Consider the following 16,456-nt stretch of genomic DNA (forward strand, 5'->3'; position numbering starts at 1 on the left):
TTTAAAAGCTGAATAGTTATCAGGATGTGATGTCAAAAAGAATGAAGTGTTTTAGTCAAAAATGGTTGGTTTTTTTTGTTACCCTTTTATTGGCTTCTTTAGGCCATGCGAAAATGGCTTTTGAATCTAATATTGACACCAAAGCGCTAGAGGCTTTTGGGGTTAATGCGGGCTTTTTATCCCAAATGCCAAACGCTTTAAAAAAAATGAATAAAGAAGAAGAATGGAAAAAGTTAGTCAAAAGATTTGATGTGAATTACCAGTTCATCCCTATCATCAAAAACATGCTCATAGAAGCGAGCGTGCCACAAGAATTTTTGTTTTTAGCCATGGCAGAGTCTAAATTTTCATCAAGGGCTTATAGCAGGAAAAAAGCGGTAGGGATTTGGCAATTCATGCCAAGCACGGCTAAAGAATTAGGGCTTAAGGTCAATCATTACATTGATGAAAGAAGAGACCCCATTAAAAGCACTCAAGCGGCGATCGCTTATTTGAAACGGCTCTACAAACAAACCGGGGAATGGTATTTGGTCGCTATGGCGTATAATTACGGCTTACGCAAGGTTCAAAACGCTATTAAAGCCGCCGGCACTTCAGACATTAAGATTTTGTTGGATGAAGATAAGAAATACCTCCCTAAAGAAACACGAGAGTATATCCGCTCCATTCTAAGCCTGGCGTTGAAATTCAACAGCCTAGACAACCTCAAAGATAAAGAATATCTGCTCAATCGTGGGGCGAGGGTGAGTTTAGTGGGCGTTCCGTTTAAAAGGCACACTTCTTTAGTCCAGGTGGCTAAGAATTTAAACTTGAGTTTAGAAACCTTAAAATCCTACAACCACCAATTCCGCTATAACATTCTGCCCTCTAAAGACCCCACTTATACCATTTATATCCCTTATGAAAAACTCGCCCTTTTCAAACAACGCCAGCTCAAACAAAATAAAAGCATTCAAGCCAGTTCAAAAAGCCCTTTTATCACCCATGTGGTCTTGCCTAAAGAAACCTTGTCTTCTATCGCTAAACGCTATCAAGTCAGTATTTCCAGTATCCAATTAGCCAATAACCTCAAAGATTCTAATATCTTTATCCACCAGCGCTTAATCATCCCCACTAACAAAAAATTACTCGCTACAAGGGAATTTTAATGGGTTTGGCGTTAAAAAAAGTTTGTTTTTTAGGCGTTATTTTTTTGATTAGTGCTTGTGCGGTTAAAAAAGAGGGGGTAAGGAATTTGTCTTACAAGCATGAAAGCTTGCGCGCTTATGAAAACGCTAAAGACTATGATCCGACAACCAAAAAAGCCGCCTATAAACGCAATTTTTTTGAACGCCATTTCAAACGCCACTCCGATTCGCAAGATAGCAATACAAAACAACCCCTAGATAACGGCATGCGCGATTCTAGCGCGATCCAAAGAGCCACCATGCGCCCTTATCAAGTGGGAGGCAAGTGGTATTACCCCACTAAAGTGGATTTAGGCGAAAAATTTGATGGCGTTGCGAGCTGGTATGGCCCCAATTTCCATGCCAAAAAAACCAGTAATGGGGAAATTTATAACATGTATGCCCACACCGCCGCGCACAAGACTTTACCCATGAACACCGTGGTGAAAGTCATCAATGTTGATAATAACTTAAGCACCATTGTGCGCATTAATGATAGAGGGCCTTTTGTGAGCGATCGCATCATTGATTTGTCTAATGCGGCCGCTAGGGATATTGACATGGTTAAAAAAGGCACGGCCAGCGTGCGTCTCATTGTTTTGGGTTTTGGTGGGATTATCTCCACGCAATACGAACAATCCTTTAACGCCAGCTCTTCAAAGATCTTACACAAGGAATTTAAAGTCGGCGAGAGCGAAAAAAGCGTGAGCGGAGGGAAATTTTCTTTACAAATGGGGGCTTTTAGAAACCAAATAGGCGCTCAAACTTTAGCGGATAAATTGCAAGCAGAGAATCCAAATTACAGCGTCAAGGTTGCTTTTAAAGACGATTTGTATAAAGTTTTAGTTCAAGGGTTTCAAAGCGAAGAAGAGGCTAGGGATTTTATGAAAAAATATAACCAGAATGCGGTTTTAACGAGAGAATGATTAAGTTATTGCTTTTAGATGTGGATGGCACGCTCACGGACGGGTCGTTGTATTTTGATGAAAATTTTCACGAGTTCAAGGCTTTCAATGTCAAAGACGGGCTTGGCATGACGCTATGGCAAAAATTAGGCAAAAAAATCGCTATCATTACAGGAAGAACTTCAATCATGGTGAAAAAACGCATGGAGAGTTTGGGCGTTCAATTTGTTTTTATGGGCGTTGAAAATAAAAGCGTGGTTGTGGAGCGGCTCAAAAAAGACTTGCAATTGAGTGCACAAGAAATCGCATGCGTAGGTGATGATTATAACGATTTAGGCATGTTTAAGGCATGCGCTTTGAGTTTCGCTCCTTTTGATGCGCACCCCTTGCTTAAAAGCAAAGCCTATAAAGTGTTGCAAAATTCAGGGGGCAAGGGGGCCGTTAGGGAAGCGATTGATTATCTTTTAACATTAGAAGGCTTGCAAGATGAAGCGCTCAAGCTTTACCTCTAATAGCGTTTTAAACTTTTTTGTGGTTTTGTCTTTCATCACGATAGGGCTAGTTTTTTTCTTTTTGCGTTCCCAACCCACTAGCGTGGTCTCTAAAGAAAATATCCCTAAAATTGAATTAGAAAATTTTAAAGCGTTTCAAATCAACGATAAAATCCTTGATCTGTCTATAGAAGGCAAAAAAGCTCTGCAATATGATGATCATGAGATCTTTTTTGATTCCAAAATCAAGCGCTATGATGAAGACACGATAGAAAGCGTTGAATCCCCTAAAGCCAAACGGCAGCAGGATTTGTATTTCTTCCCTAATGGGGTAACTTATAAAAGAAGCGATGATTCTAGTTTTTGGAGTGAAACAGGGATTTATAACCACAAAGAGCAAAATTTTAAAGGCAAGGGCCGTTTCATTCTCACTTCAAAGGATAGCAAGGTTGAAGGGCTTGACATTTCTTATTCGCATGCTTTAGCCATTATTGAAGCTCAAAGCATTCAAGCTAATTTATTCTTAGATGAAATCAAACAAAGCCAGAAAGAAAAGAAAAAATTCCCCACTTTTAAAGGAGGGTTTTAATGCGTTGGTGGTGTGTTCTTGTGTGTTGTCTTGGCATTTTAAGCGTGATGAGCGCTCAAAAAACAGATAATAAAGGTTTGAAAAAAGAAAGAGAGCTTTTAGAGATTACCGGCAACCAATTTATAGCGAACGACAAAACCAAAACCGCCATCATTCAAGGCAATGTGCAGATCAAAAAAGGTAAAGATCGGTTGTTTGCGGATAAGGTGAGCGTGTTTTTAAACGATAAACGAAAGCCAGAGCGTTATGAAGCTACAGGGAACACGCATTTTAACATCTTTACAGAGGATAATCGTGAAATCAGCGGGAGCGCTGACAAGCTCATTTATAACGCGTTGAATGGGGAATACAAATTATTGCAAAATGCGGTGGTTAGAGAAGTGGGGAAATCTAATGTCATCACCGGTGATGAAATCATTTTAAACAAAACTAAGGGGTATGCTGACGTGTTGGGGAGCGCGAAACGGCCCGCTAAATTCGTGTTTGATATGGAAGATATTAATGAAGAAAATCGTAAGGCCAAATTGAAGAAGAAAGGCGAAAAACCATGATCGCCATTAAAGACGCTCATTTTCTCACTTCTTCAAGCCAACTTTTTCAATGCCCTGCGAGTTTGACTTCTGAAATGGTGGTTTTAGGGCGCAGCAATGTCGGTAAAAGCTCGTTTATTAATACCTTGTTGGGGAAAAATCTCGCTAAAAGCTCAGCGACGCCGGGAAAAACCCGCTTAGCGAATTTTTTTTCCACCACTTGGGAAGATAAAGAAAACGCTTTAAGGGCCACTTTTAATGTGATTGATTTGCCCGGGTTTGGCTACGCTAAAGTTTCTAAAAGCTTGAAAAAAGAATGGGAGGGGTTTTTATGGGAATTGTTGAGCGTTAGGACTTCAATCAAACTTTTTATCCACTTGGTGGATGCGCGCCATTTGGACTTAGAAATTGATAAAAACGCTAAAGAAAATATTCAAGCCCTTTTAAGGCCCGATCAAGCCTACCTTACTCTTTTTACGAAATTTGACAAGTTGAATAAAAACGAGCAACACCGCCTTTTTTTAAACGCTCCTAAACCTTTTTTAATCAATACCACCCATTTTAACGCTCTTTCTTCAAAATACCCAACCCTTGAAATAGTGCGCCAAACCCTTTTGAAATACTTGCTCACTAACCCATTATAAGCCGCAAAACCATGCTCTCTTTAAAACAAGATTCCTTTTTTTTCTTATGTTTAGGGATCTTTTGTTTTTATTTTTATAGCCTTTTGAGAGATTTAATGCCTTTTTTACCCCCTATGATTGGGTTTTTATTCTTGTTTTATGCGAAAAAATACGACCATTTTCTGCCAAGCCTAAGCGTGTTTGGTTGTTTGTTTTGGTTTGAAAGCATGCATTTAAAGACTTTAGGCGTTTTAGCTTTGCTGTTTTTAATCTACCATCAAATCGTTTATAAAAACTCTTTAAAGCTTTTTAATGACGGCTTTTTATTCAAAACTTTGCATGTCTTTTTGGTTTATTACCTCTATTTATCGCGCTTTTTTTCGGTGTCTTTGGATTTGAAGACGATCGGCTTTCTCGCTCTTTTTGCTTTAATAGAGAGCGCTTTGTGGGGTTTGTATGAAAAATCTTCGCTATAAGCTTTTGCTCTTTGTTTTTATAGGGTTTTGGGGGTTATTGGTTTTAAATTTATTTATTCTAAGCGTTAAAAATCAAGAATACTATGAAAAACTGGCCGAACGCAACATGACCAAAAAGGAATTTTTAGTCCCTACAAGGGGCGATATTACAGACAGAAACCATGAATTTTTAGCCACTAACGAATTGGTGTTTGGCGTGTTTTTGCCCAGTAGATTGAGGCAAAAAGAACTTTTAGAAAAAATTGAAGTGATCCAAAAGTTTTTCCCTAACTTTTCTAAAGAAACGCTTTTAAACAACTATCAAAAAGAAAATTCGCTTTATAACTACAATCTCATTAAAGTGGTTGGCTTCATTCCTTATGCCGCCGTGCAATCCCTTTATACCAAACTCATTCAAACTCAAGGCATTTTTGTGCGCCCTTTAGACAAACGCTACTACCCTAATAACGCTTTAGCTTCGCATGTTTTAGGCTATGTGGGGGTGGCAAGCTTGCAAGATTTAAAAGACGATGAGGAGAATCAATACAGCCAGATTGTGGGCAAAACCGGCGTTGAAAAAGAATACAACAAGCTTTTACAAGGCAAGGTGGGCTATAAAATCATGCGTGTCAATGCGCTCAATCAAGAATTAGCCACCTTAGAAGTAGTGCCGCCAAGCACCAATAACCACTTGCAATTGAGTTTAGACAAACGCTTGCAAAAAGAAGCGGACAAACTCTTTGAAAACAAAAGAGGGGCTATTTTAGTAATGAACGCCGAAAATGGGGAATTGCTCGTTGCAGGGAGTTACCCTGAATACAATTTGAACGATTTTGTAGGCGGGATCAGTCAAGATAAATGGCAAAAACTTCAAGATGATATTTATAACCCCTTACTAAACCGCTTCGCTAACGCCTTGTACCCGCCGGGATCTGTGGTTAAAATGGGCGTGGGGTTAAGCTTTTTAGAAAACCTTCATATCACAGAAAACACCACTATCCCCACCCCCCCTTTTATTGAAGTGGGTAAGCGCAAATTTAGGGATTGGAAAAAAACAGGGCATGGCAATTCTAATTTGTATAAAGCCATTAGGGAGTCTGTGGATGTGTATTTTTATAAGTTTGGGCTTGAAATCTCTATAGAAAAACTCTCTAAAACCTTAAGGGAAGTGGGCTTTGGGGAAAAAACGGGCGTTGATTTGCCGAATGAATTTGTGGGGATTGTGCCGGATAATTTGTGGAAACTCAAACGCTTCAATCAAGATTGGCGCGTTGGGGACACGCTCATTACCGCTATTGGGCAAGGCTCTTTTTTAGCCACGCCCTTACAAGTGCTAGCCTACACGGGACTCATTGCGACAGGCAAACTGGCAACGCCTCATTTTGCTATCAACAACAAACAACCGCTCAAAGATCCCTTAAATAGCTTTCAAAAAAAGAAGCTCCAAGCTTTGAGAGTGGGCATGTATGAAGTGTGTAACCATAAAGACGGCACCGCTTATCATTCCACAAGGGGTTCTAAGGTTACTTTAGCGTGTAAAACCGGCACCGCACAAGTCGTGGAAATCGCTCAAAACATCGTCAATCGCATGAAAGAAAAGGATATGGAATATTTCCATCGATCCCATGCGTGGATTACCGCATTTTTGCCTTATGAAAAACCCAAATACGCTATCACTATTTTAGTAGAACATGGGGAAGGGGGGTCAAAACTAGGGGGCTTGTTAGTGAAAATGAGCAATAAACTCTATGAGCTTGGCTATCTTTAATAAAATTCTAAATCTTTTCAAAAACGCATTACTCTCTAAACGCTAAGACTATTAGCCAACTTGTTTCACCGCTCTATAACTCAGTCTAACGGGTGGTTTAAAACTGGTCTTTATTAAAATTTTAGGCATTGGCTGCGCTCCACAGATGAAATTGACAATATGAGACTGATTGAGTTCTGCAAAATGATTGATCAAGTTGTGAAACACAACCCTAATGGCACTTATGTGAAGAGGTTTCGTTGCGTTTATTCGCAAGTGCGATACAACGAATAATCGTTGTTTGCGAATTGAATGAAAAGCGACACCTTGTTTAAAGGTGTCAGTGAAAATATTATCATGTTAGTGCTAGTGTTAATAATTTCACGCCATGAATGATACCCAAAATATCTCATTGAATGCAAGCGTTTCATTCCACTAGTGAAAAATAATGTTAAGTATAATTTAAGTATAGTTCCTAGCGGAACTAAAGCATTCATCCCAAACACTAAAGATATTTGGGATTTCTGCTTGGGTGGCTTAAAGGAATAAGGGAGGGTTATTTTGCACCATTCCCCCCCTTAAGAAATAACGCTTTTTAAGAAATTATCGCTTGATTAGCGCAAGCTCTTTTCGTTTTATTTTAAAAAGACTTTTAGCGTTTTGAATACTCAATAAGAAAAGAACTTTTGATTAGCGCCTAAAAAACCCCCTTTCATCATAAAGATGGATTTTATCCAAATGGCTTAAAAAGCCGGGATAATCGCTCCCTTATAGGTATCCAAAATAAATTTCCTGGTCTTTTCACTCTGCAAAGCTTCAATCAGCGCTTTTATGGCTTCATCTTGCGCGTTATCCTCACGAGCGGCTATTAGATTGGCATAAGGCGAGTCCTTGTCTTCTGAAAATAAGGCTCCGGTGAGTTTTGCTTGCAAGGCGTAATTCCCTGTTACAATAGCCCCATCCACATCCCCTAAAACTTTAGGCAACAATGCGGCTTCTAAAGGCTTGATTTTGATGTTGTAAGGATTTTTGACAATATCAAACTCCGTAGCGTATAGATTGCTTGGGTCTTTGAGAGCGATAAGGCCTTGCTTATGCAGTAAAATCAACGCCCTGCCTTGATTGGCCGGATCATTTGGCACGGCAATCACTGAGCCTTTTTTAAGGTTTTTAATGTCTGTGATTTTTTGAGAATAAAATCTTAAAGGCTCCACATGGATATTGGCCAAACCAACAAGGTGCATTTTTCTGTCCAAATTAAACCGATCCAAATAAGGGCGGTGCTGGAAGTAATTCGCGTCTAAAGAGCCGTCATTGAGTGCTAAATTAGGCAACACATAATCGGTAAAAGACACGATCACTAATTTGATCCCTTTCTCTTTCAAATCATCCACGACTGATTGCAAGATTTGCGCATGCGGCACAGGGTTAGCGCCCACTTTAAGCTCACGAGTGATTTTGTGGTTTTCTTTTTTTTCCTTGTGGTGTTTGGCGTCTAAGAGATTAAAAAAACCTAAAACAATAGCGGTTATGCAAATAATACGCTTGAATATATTCATAAAAACCCCTTTATTAACAAAATTAATTCAAAAATGATAAAAAGATAAAACGATACGGAAATTCTAGAAACTGGCAAAGAATGAAAAGAAAAGGATTCAACCAAGAAAAACGAAGTTTCTCTTGGTTAAACAACGAATCAAACCATTAAAGGTTAATGGAATTTTCTTTAAGATATTCTGCAACGCCTTTATGGGTAGCTTTCATACCTTTATCGCCTTTTCTCCAGCCTGCTGGGCATACTTCACCATGTTCTTCAAAGTGCAAGAGAGCGTCTACCATGCGAAGCATTTCATCGGCATTCCTACCCAATGGCAAGTCATTGATCACTGCGTGTCTTACTTTCATGTTTTTGTCAATCAAAAAAGCTCCTCTCAAAGCGATCGCTTCTTCAAACAGCACATCATAGTCTCTAGAAATGCTCTTAGTAATATCAGCCACCATAGGGAAAGTTACTTGACCAATACCGCCTTTTTCTACAGGGGTGTTTTTCCATGCAAGATGCACTTGTTCGCTGTCAATAGACACGCCAATCACATTAAAGCCTTTTTCTTGGAAGTCTTTCACTCTTTTGTCAAACGCAATGATTTCTGTAGGGCATACAAAAGTAAAATCTTTTGGCCAAAAGAAAAGAATCGCACCGCTCTTACCTAAATTTTTAGAAAGCTCAAAGTGTTCATCAACCTCGTTGTTTCCTAAAACGGCAGGCGCTTTAAAATCGGGGGCAAGTTTTGTAACTAACATATACAACTCCTTAAGTGTTTTAAAATTTTGTTGGATCAAAATTAAACCTGAATAGATTTAATTTTATTATGCTTTCCACTCAATCAGCGGAAACATGGTGGAGTATATTCTTAAAAAGTTAATGAAAAGATATTTCCTTTTAAATTTTAAGATTTTGTGAAAAAAAGTTTCATTTTTACTGCTTGTATTTCCTTGAATAGTGTTATAATTGCTTCATAAATCATACGAAAGGAATTGTTATGCTAATCGCTCGCTTTAAAAAAGCTTTAATCTCTTATTCTTTAGGCGCGTTCATTGTTTCATCTTTATTGGGCATGGCTAATGCTTCAGTGCAAGAAGTCAAAGTCAAGGATTATTTCGGGGAGCAAACTATAAAGCTTCCTGTTTCCAAAATAATCTACTTGGGTAGCTTTGCAGAAGTGCCTGCCATGTTTAATACTTGGGATAGGGTCGTGGGCATTTCGGATTACGCTTTTAAATCTGATATTGTTAAAGCCACTCTCAAAGATCCTAAACGCATTAAATCCATGAGCAGTGATCATGTGGCGGCATTGAATGTGGAGCTTTTAAAAAAGCTTAGCCCTGATCTTGTGGTAACCTTTGTGGGCAACCCTAAAGCGGTAGAGCATGCGAAAAAATTTGGGATATCATTTCTTTCTTTCCAAGAAAAAACCATTGCAGAAGTCATGGAAGATATTGACGCTCAAGCTAAAGCCTTAGAAATTGACGCTTCTAAAAAGCTGGCTAAAATGCAAGAAACTTTGGATTTTATCAAAGAGCGTTTGAAAAATGTCAAAAAGAAAAAAGGGGTGGAGCTTTTCCACAAAGCCAGTAAGATTAGCGGCCATCAAGCCCTTGACTCAGATATTTTAGAAAAAGGGGGCATAGACAATTTTGGCTTGAAATATGTCAAATTTGGGCGTGCTGATATTAGTGTGGAAAAAATCGTTAAAGAAAACCCTGAGATTATCTTTATTTGGTGGATAAGCCCGCTTAGCCCTGAAGATGTATTAAACAACCCTAAATTTACTACTATTAAGGCCATCAAAAACAAGCAAGTTTATAAACTCCCCACAATGGATATTGGCGGTCCTAGAGCCCCACTCATTAGCCTTTTTATCGCTTTAAAAGCCCACCCTGAAGCCTTTAAGGGCGTGGATATTAATGCGATAGTCAAAGACTATTATAAGGTGGTTTTTGATTTGAATGACGCAGAAGTTGAACCCTTTTTATGGCATTAATTTTTAAAAAAGGATAAGCTTTAGCCCTTCGTGTATCGCACTAGGCTTAAAACAAGCCTTGTAGCTAAAATTTTCTTCCCTAATTTTTATCTTATCTTTAACTTTTAAGATTTTATGAAAAATAGTTTCATTTTTACTATTGTTATTTTCTTAATGGTGTTATAATCGCTTTATAAATCATACAAAAAGGATCGTTATGTTAGTTACTCGCTTTAAAAAAGCCTTCATTTCTTATTCTTTAGGTGCGCTTGTCGCTTCATTATTATTGAATGTGGGCAACGCTTCAGTGCAAGAGGTTAAAGTCAAGGATTATTTTGGGGAGCAAACGATAAAACTTCCTGTTTCTAAAATAGCCTATATAGGGAGCTATGTAGAAGTGCCTGCCATGCTTAATGTTTGGAATAGGGTTGTAGGCGTTTCGGATTACGCTTTTAAAGATGACATTGTTAAAGCCACTCTCAAAGGCGAAGATCTTAAACGAGTCAAACACATGAGTACTGATCATACAGCCGCATTGAATGTGGAGCTTTTAAAAAAACTTAGCCCTGATCTTGTGGTAACCTTTGTGGGTAACCCTAAAGCGGTAGAGCATGCGAAAAAATTTGGTATATCATTTCTTTCTTTCCAAGAGACAACGATTGCAGAGGCCATGCAGGCCATGCAAGCTCAAGCTACGGTCTTAGAAATTGACGCTTCTAAAAAATTCGCCAAAATGCAAGAAACTTTGGATTTTATTGCTGAGCGTTTGAAAGGTGTTAAAAAGAAAAAGGGCGTGGAACTTTTCCATAAAGCCAATAAGATTAGCGGCCATCAAGCCATTAGCTCAGACATTTTAGAAAAAGGGGGCATAGACAATTTTGGCTTGAAATACGTTAAGTTTGGGCGTGCTGACATTAGCGTGGAAAAAATCGTTAAAGAAAACCCTGAAATCATTTTCATTTGGTGGGTAAGCCCACTCACGCCTGAAGACGTGTTGAACAACCCCAAATTTTCCACTATCAAAGCTATCAAAAACAAGCAAGTTTATAAACTCCCCACGATGGATATTGGCGGTCCTAGAGCCCCACTCATAAGCTTGTATATCGCTTTAAAAGCCCACCCTGAAGCCTTTAAGGGCGTGGATATTAATGCGATGGTGAAAGATTATTATAAGGTGGTTTTTGATTTGAATGACGCAGAAATTGAACCCTTTTTATGGCACTGATTTTAAAAAGGGTTAGTATTCTTTAGTCTTTCGTGTATCGTGCTAGGCTTAGAACAAGCCCTATAGCGATACAATTCGCTAAAAGCGAACTCCCTCCATAGCTCAAAAACGGCACCGCTAGACCTTTAACCGGAAGAATCCCGCCCACCCCAAAGGCGTTGATCACCAAAGAAAAACTGATGAGCAACACCACGCCCACGCAAAATAGCGAATATTTTGGCTCTTTCAAGCGGTTAGCGATCCTAAAAATCAAAACAATCAAAACAGAAAACAAAATAAAACAAACGCATAGCCCCAAAAATCCCCATTCTTCAGCGATCCCAGCTAAGACCATGTCCGTATGCACTTCGCTCAAAAACCCAAGCTTGATTTGCCCAAGCCCAAGCCCTTGCCCAAACAACCCCCCATTATGCATGGCATTGCCTGCATGAAAGACCTGATAGGATTCGGGCAAGTCGCTTATTCTAAGAGCGTTCGCTAATTTATCCGGCAAAAGCGTGAAAAGCGAGTTTTGCAAATTAGACCACCACAATTTCAAGCGTAAAATCCTATGAGCGCTTGTAACAATCGCTAAAACGCTGATCGCAAACGCCCCTGAAACAATCAAGCCAAACAAATGCACGCTCCCCCCAGAAAAAACCAACAACACCGCTAAAACCGCCCCCAAAAGAATGATCTGCCCCAAATCATTTTGCAAAACCCCCACCCCAATCGCTAAGGCTACAAACACCACCGAATAAGGCACAAAAGTTTTCAGTTCTTCTTTAACATTAGCCTTTTCTTTTGCCACAAAGGTGCGAGACAAACTCCACGCAAGAAAAAAAGTGAAACCAATCTTTAAAAACTCCAAGGGTGCGAGAGAAAAAAATCCCAAACGAATCCATCGTTTCGCCCCCCCCGCACTACTAGAAAGGCTTTCTGGCAAAAAAAACATGCCAATAATGAGTAATGGTGGGATAAAAAGAAGAAAAAACCCCAAACGGCTAAACCACTTGCTAGGATCAACCCTAGACAACCCCCACATGATGACAATCCCTATGATCGCACTTAAAAGCTGGCGTATGAAAAAATGGAATTCCCCATAATGATACAGCACCACTGTGGTGTAAGTTGAGAGCGAATAGCTCATCAATACCCCCAAAAAAATCAATAGCGAAGTGCAAAAAAACAGATTTCTGTCTGTAGTCATTAGGATTTCCTTATTTTGGTTTTTGAATAGGCGTTCTCTTAAGGTATTTTAGGGGTATTTTACACTATAATGGCTCTGAATTGTCTTATCGCTCAAGCTTAAAGCATGCTTTGAAATGGATCGCATTCTTTGATGAGAAGCGAGAAAAAAGCGAGCCGATTTTGGAATGCTTTTTGCATGTTATTAATTTGCAAGGGTTTAAAAAAAGGGTTTTGTATGGATTTTTCTAAAGCGTTTGGATTGGTTTATAAAGCACTAGATTATAGGGCTTTAAGGCAGGATATGATCGCTTCTAACATCGCTAATGTGGACACCCCCTTTTACAGGCCAAAGGATTTGGATTTTGAAAGCGTTTTAGCAAAGAAAAAAGCAGAAATTTTTGAAAACCAAACTAGTAAAGTTTTGCCTTTAGCCCACACTAACCCTAGGCATTTAGACTTTGAAAATAGCGCTAAAGATGGGGCGAGCCTTTTTTTTAGAGACGGGCATTTGGCTAAAAATGATGGCAACAGCGTGGATTTAGACATTGAAACGAGCGAAATGGGCAAGAACTCTACCATGTATTTAGCCTTGAGTTCAGCCTTAAAAAAGTATCGAGGCGTGATCAATTACGCCATTGATTCCAGTAAGAATTTATAGTTAAGGGAAAGCATGTTTTTATCTTCTTTTGATATTAGCGGTTATGGTTTGTCCGCCCAACGCTTAAGGGCTAATTTGATTTCTTCTAATATCGCTAACGCTAACACCACACGCACGAGCGAAGGAGGCCCTTATAGGAGGCAAGAAGCGGTGTTTAAGGCTTTTGATTTCAATGAGATTTTAAACCAAAAAATCGCCCAAAACAATCAAATTACCCCCTATGAAGACCCCTTAGATGAAGGCGATGACAACCCCTTAATCCCTATCACAAGCGTGGTGGTGGATAAGATTGTGCGCGATGATAACGAGCCTTTGATGAAATACGACCCCAGCCACCCTGACGCTAACGCTCAAGGCTATGTGGCTTACCCCAATGTGAATGCGGTGGTTGAAATGGCGGATTTAGTGGAAGCGACTAGAGCCTATCAGGCTAATGTTGCAGCCTTTCAAAGCGCTAAAAACATGGCGCAAAATGCGATTGGTATGTTACAAACATGAACGATTTTCAACAATTTATGGTAGTATAAGAAAATTTAGGTAGTATTAGCCAAAGATCAGTAGAATACAGAAATGAATAAGATATTTAATAGAGTTAAATTTTTAAAAAAGAGCTTAAGGAGGTTCTATGCAAGCCATACACAATGATAAAAGCTTATTGAGTCCTTTCTCTGAGCTTAACACGGACAACAGGACTAAAAGAGAAGAATCAGGTAGCACCTTTAAAGAACAAAAAGGTGGGGAGTTTTCCAAACTCTTAAAACAATCTATCAATGAGCTTAACAACACTCAAGAGCAATCTGATAAAGCATTAGCCGACATGGCGACAGGGCAAATCAAAGACTTGCACCAAGCGGCTATCGCTATAGGGAAGGCTGAAACGAGCATGAAACTCATGCTTGAGGTGCGTAACAAAGCGATCAGCGCTTATAAAGAGCTTTTAAGAACGCAGATCTAGTCTCTTAAGTGGCTTCTCTTTAAATGATCGCTTGGTCCTTTTTAAAGGGAGGGTTTGTTGTTGCTACGCCCCATTTTAACAGATTTTACCATCAAAAATTCATGTTCTCATGCGTTGTGAAAATCCAACGCTACGCCATTTTCGAGTGAGCGTTCATGGATAATAAGAACATTGATCCTAGCTTCAACCCAGAGCAATTTTTAGAAACCCAAAAATACAAGGGTTCTGTTACGGCTTTAATCTTTTTATTGCTTTTTTTTATTTTTTTAATGGTGGCTTTTAAAAAAGCTTTTTTTGCCCAAGCCAACATGCCAACTCTGGTGATGAGCAAACAAGACACTGCGACTAGAGGGACTATCTATAGTCAAGACAACTACAGCCTGGCCGCTTCGCAAACCCTTTTCAAACTGGGCTTTGATACAAGGTTTTTAAACCCGGATAAAGAAGATTTTTTCATTGATTTTCTCTCTATCTATAGCAATATCCCTAAAAAATCCTTAAAAGACGCTATCAATACAAAAGGCTATATCATTCTAGCCTATAATCTCACGCCCAATATGGCTGCTAACATTAGAGACTTGAATAAGAAATTTTTAGCCTTTGGGGTTTTTCAAAATTTCAAAGACGCGCACGATAAGGTGTGGCAAAAACAAGGGCTAAACATTGAAGTGAGCGGCGTTTCTAGGCATTACCCTTATCAAAATAGCCTAGAGCCAATCATTGGCTATGTGCAAAAACAAGAAGAAGACAAACTCACTTTAACTACCGGTAAAAAAGGCGTTGAAAAATCTCAAGATCACTTGCTTAAAGCCCAACAAAATGGCATAAGAACAGGCAAAAGAGACGTGAGTTTTAACTTCATTCAAAACCACTCTTACACAGAGGTTGAAAGGCTTGATGGCTATGAGGTGTATTTGAGCATTCCTTTAAAACTCCAAAGAGAAATTGAAACCCTATTAGATAAAACTAAAGACAAACTCAAGGCTAAAGAAATCCTAGTGGGCATCATTAACCCTAAAAGCGGGGAAATCTTATCGCTGGCTTCAAGCAAGCGCTTCAATCCTAACGCCATTAAAACCAGCGATTATGAAAGCTTGAATTTGAGCGTTGCCGAAAAGGTTTTTGAACCAGGCAGCACGATTAAACCCATTGTTTATTCCTTGCTGTTAGACAAGAATTTAATCAACCCTAAAGAACGCATTGATTTAAACCATGGCTATTACCAATTAGGAAAATACACCATTAAAGACGACTTTATCCCCAGTAAAAAAGCCGTTGTGGAAGATATTTTGATCCAATCTAGCAATGTGGGCATGATAAAAATCAGTAAAAATCTCAACCCAGAGGATTTCTATAACGGGCTTTTAGGCTATGGATTTTCTCAAAAAACCGGCATTGACTTATCCTTAGAAGCCACAGGAAAGATCCCTCCTTTGTCCGCTTTCAAGCGTGAAGTGTTAAAGGGCAGCGTCTCTTATGGCTATGGGTTGAACGCGACTTTTTTGCAACTTTTAAGGGCTTATGCGGTGTTTTCTAATGAAGGCAAATTGACTACCCCCTATTTAGTGCAACGAGAAACCGCCCCTAATGGCGATATTTACATCCCTAGCCCCAAACCCACTTTTCAAGTCATTAGCCCCAAAAGTGCTAGGAAAATGAAAGAAACCTTAATCAAAGTGGTGCGTTATGGCACAGGCAAAAACGCTCAATTTGAAGGGCTATACGTAGGGGGCAAAACCGGCACGGCTAGGGTTGCTAAAAACGGGAGTTATAGCGCAGAGTCCTACAACAGCTCTTTTTTTGGGTTCGCTGAAGATGAAAGGCAGGTTTTTACTATCGGCGTGGTTATCTTAGGCTCGCATGGCAAGGAAGAATATTACGCTAGCAAGATTGCAGCCCCTATTTTTAAAGAAATCACCGAAATTTTAGTGCGTTACAATTATCTATCGCCCTCTATCGCGATTCAAAATGCACTCGAGAAAAACCGCTTTAAGATAAAATAAAAGGCTCTTTTCAACCCAAACTCCAAAAAAGGAGTCTAAAGTTGCCGGATCTGCGATTCGGGGCTAAATTTAGAGGACAGATTAGAAAAAATCTGTTTAAGTTAGGTTGATCCCAATTAAATAAAATGAGACTTGCATGGTCCCTAGAAAGACAATCAAAACTAACCCTTAAATCAAAAAAGAATGCGGATTAACTTGTTATTGTAATTTAAACGCAAGGTTTACAATAGGTGAGCGTTCAAAATTTAATCAAAATAATGTAAAATTAGAGCAATTATACCAATGTCTAGTGGCATCAATTCAAGCTAACTAAAAGGCGAAATTCAAATGATTAAAAGCATAGAGATTGAAAGTTACAAAAATTTCAAGCACTTTAAAATGGAAAATTTTAAATAAAGAAAGTTGAAAAGTTAGAAGA

The 16,456-nt window shown here is 39.1% G+C and carries 17 protein-coding genes and 2 pseudogenes; 16 read left to right on the forward strand and 3 right to left on the reverse strand.

Annotation, left to right across the window (positions count from 1 at the left end; translation table 11 throughout):
• The first annotated feature begins 29 nt into the window (after positions 1–29).
• The 9 genes and pseudogenes from KX581_RS01055 to KX581_RS01095 form a co-directional block, all read left to right on the forward strand.
• Entirely contained in the window at positions 30–1,148 is a 1,119-nt protein-coding gene (locus KX581_RS01055) for a lytic transglycosylase domain-containing protein (protein WP_180514379.1), read from the forward strand.
• A complete protein-coding gene (locus KX581_RS01060) occupies positions 1,148–2,092 on the forward strand; it encodes a septal ring lytic transglycosylase RlpA family protein (RefSeq protein ID WP_120871936.1) in 945 nt (314 codons plus the stop codon). Before KX581_RS01055 ends, KX581_RS01060 begins: the two co-directional genes overlap by 1 nt.
• The gene (locus KX581_RS01065; RefSeq protein ID WP_000593684.1) at positions 2,089–2,583 is read left to right on the forward strand and encodes a KdsC family phosphatase; all 495 of its coding nucleotides are present in this window, start codon (positions 2,089–2,091) and stop codon (positions 2,581–2,583) included. Before KX581_RS01060 ends, KX581_RS01065 begins: the two co-directional genes overlap by 4 nt.
• Positions 2,558–3,151 carry a hypothetical protein gene (locus tag KX581_RS01070; protein ID WP_000831006.1) on the forward strand — a complete coding sequence of 198 codons (594 nt, stop codon included), beginning with the start codon at positions 2,558–2,560 and terminating at the stop codon, positions 3,149–3,151. The genes KX581_RS01065 and KX581_RS01070 overlap by 26 nt, the downstream gene beginning before the upstream one ends.
• Entirely contained in the window at positions 3,151–3,702 is a 552-nt protein-coding gene (gene lptA / locus KX581_RS01075) for a lipopolysaccharide transport periplasmic protein LptA (RefSeq protein WP_231175343.1), read from the forward strand. Before KX581_RS01070 ends, lptA begins: the two co-directional genes overlap by 1 nt.
• The gene (yihA, locus tag KX581_RS01080; RefSeq protein ID WP_108334699.1) at positions 3,699–4,325 is read left to right on the forward strand and encodes a ribosome biogenesis GTP-binding protein YihA/YsxC; all 627 of its coding nucleotides are present in this window, start codon (positions 3,699–3,701) and stop codon (positions 4,323–4,325) included. The genes lptA and yihA overlap by 4 nt, the downstream gene beginning before the upstream one ends.
• An 11-nt stretch (positions 4,326–4,336) precedes the next feature.
• Positions 4,337–4,780 (forward strand): hypothetical protein, encoded by a 444-nt coding sequence (locus KX581_RS01085; protein ID WP_003013444.1) that lies wholly within the window; start codon positions 4,337–4,339, stop codon positions 4,778–4,780.
• The gene (gene mrdA, locus KX581_RS01090) at positions 4,761–6,527 is read left to right on the forward strand and encodes a penicillin-binding protein 2 (protein ID WP_231175344.1); all 1,767 of its coding nucleotides are present in this window, start codon (positions 4,761–4,763) and stop codon (positions 6,525–6,527) included. Before KX581_RS01085 ends, mrdA begins: the two co-directional genes overlap by 20 nt.
• Positions 6,528–6,725: 198 nt before the next feature.
• A pseudogene (locus KX581_RS01095) lies at positions 6,726–6,800 on the forward strand (sodium:calcium antiporter); the annotation flags it as partial.
• Between the two features lie 449 nt (positions 6,801–7,249).
• On the opposite strand, the gene KX581_RS01100 reads toward KX581_RS01095, so the two are convergent.
• Together KX581_RS01100 and KX581_RS01105 are read right to left on the reverse strand one after the other, a co-directional pair.
• Positions 7,250–8,065 carry a MetQ/NlpA family ABC transporter substrate-binding protein gene (locus KX581_RS01100; RefSeq protein WP_001020038.1) on the reverse strand — a complete coding sequence of 272 codons (816 nt, stop codon included), beginning with the start codon at positions 8,063–8,065 and terminating at the stop codon, positions 7,250–7,252.
• Between the two features lie 145 nt (positions 8,066–8,210).
• Positions 8,211–8,807 (reverse strand): peroxiredoxin, encoded by a 597-nt coding sequence (locus tag KX581_RS01105; protein ID WP_231175345.1) that lies wholly within the window; start codon positions 8,805–8,807, stop codon positions 8,211–8,213.
• Between the two features lie 239 nt (positions 8,808–9,046).
• Between KX581_RS01105 and KX581_RS01110 the strand changes: the two genes are divergently transcribed.
• Both KX581_RS01110 and KX581_RS01115 read left to right on the forward strand, forming a co-directional pair.
• Entirely contained in the window at positions 9,047–10,048 is a 1,002-nt protein-coding gene (locus KX581_RS01110) for an ABC transporter substrate-binding protein (RefSeq protein ID WP_231175346.1), read from the forward strand.
• 196 nt (positions 10,049–10,244) lie between these two features.
• Positions 10,245–11,252, forward strand: a complete 1,008-nt coding sequence (locus tag KX581_RS01115; RefSeq protein WP_180628996.1) for an ABC transporter substrate-binding protein — start codon at positions 10,245–10,247, stop codon at positions 11,250–11,252.
• A 22-nt stretch (positions 11,253–11,274) separates the two neighbouring features.
• Here KX581_RS01115 and KX581_RS01120 read toward each other — a convergent pair whose 3' ends face one another.
• Positions 11,275–12,441 (reverse strand): FtsW/RodA/SpoVE family cell cycle protein, encoded by a 1,167-nt coding sequence (locus KX581_RS01120; RefSeq protein WP_231175347.1) that lies wholly within the window; start codon positions 12,439–12,441, stop codon positions 11,275–11,277.
• Between the two features lie 110 nt (positions 12,442–12,551).
• On the opposite strand from KX581_RS01120, the pseudogene flgB reads away from it, so the two are divergent.
• The 5 genes and pseudogenes from flgB (at position 12,552) to KX581_RS01145 (ending at position 16,038) form a co-directional block, all read left to right on the forward strand.
• Positions 12,552–13,080: pseudogene (gene flgB, locus KX581_RS01125) on the forward strand (flagellar basal body rod protein FlgB).
• A gap of 12 nt (positions 13,081–13,092) precedes the next feature.
• Complete coding sequence (gene flgC / locus KX581_RS01130) at positions 13,093–13,578, forward strand: flagellar basal body rod protein FlgC (protein ID WP_033777127.1); 486 nt, start codon at positions 13,093–13,095, stop codon at positions 13,576–13,578.
• A gap of 127 nt (positions 13,579–13,705) precedes the next feature.
• Positions 13,706–14,035, forward strand: coding sequence for a flagellar hook-basal body complex protein FliE (gene fliE / locus KX581_RS01135; RefSeq protein WP_001147918.1), 330 nt, complete (start codon positions 13,706–13,708; stop codon positions 14,033–14,035).
• 23 nt (positions 14,036–14,058) lie between these two features.
• Entirely contained in the window at positions 14,059–14,184 is a 126-nt protein-coding gene (locus KX581_RS01140) for a transcriptional regulator (protein WP_231175348.1), read from the forward strand.
• A 6-nt stretch (positions 14,185–14,190) separates the two neighbouring features.
• A complete protein-coding gene (locus KX581_RS01145; protein WP_180628993.1) occupies positions 14,191–16,038 on the forward strand; it encodes a peptidoglycan D,D-transpeptidase FtsI family protein in 1,848 nt (615 codons plus the stop codon).
• Positions 16,039–16,456 lie beyond the last annotated feature (418 nt).

Source organism: Helicobacter pylori, from assembly GCF_021062735.1.
Taxonomy (GTDB): Bacteria; Campylobacterota; Campylobacteria; order Campylobacterales; family Helicobacteraceae; genus Helicobacter; species Helicobacter pylori_DN.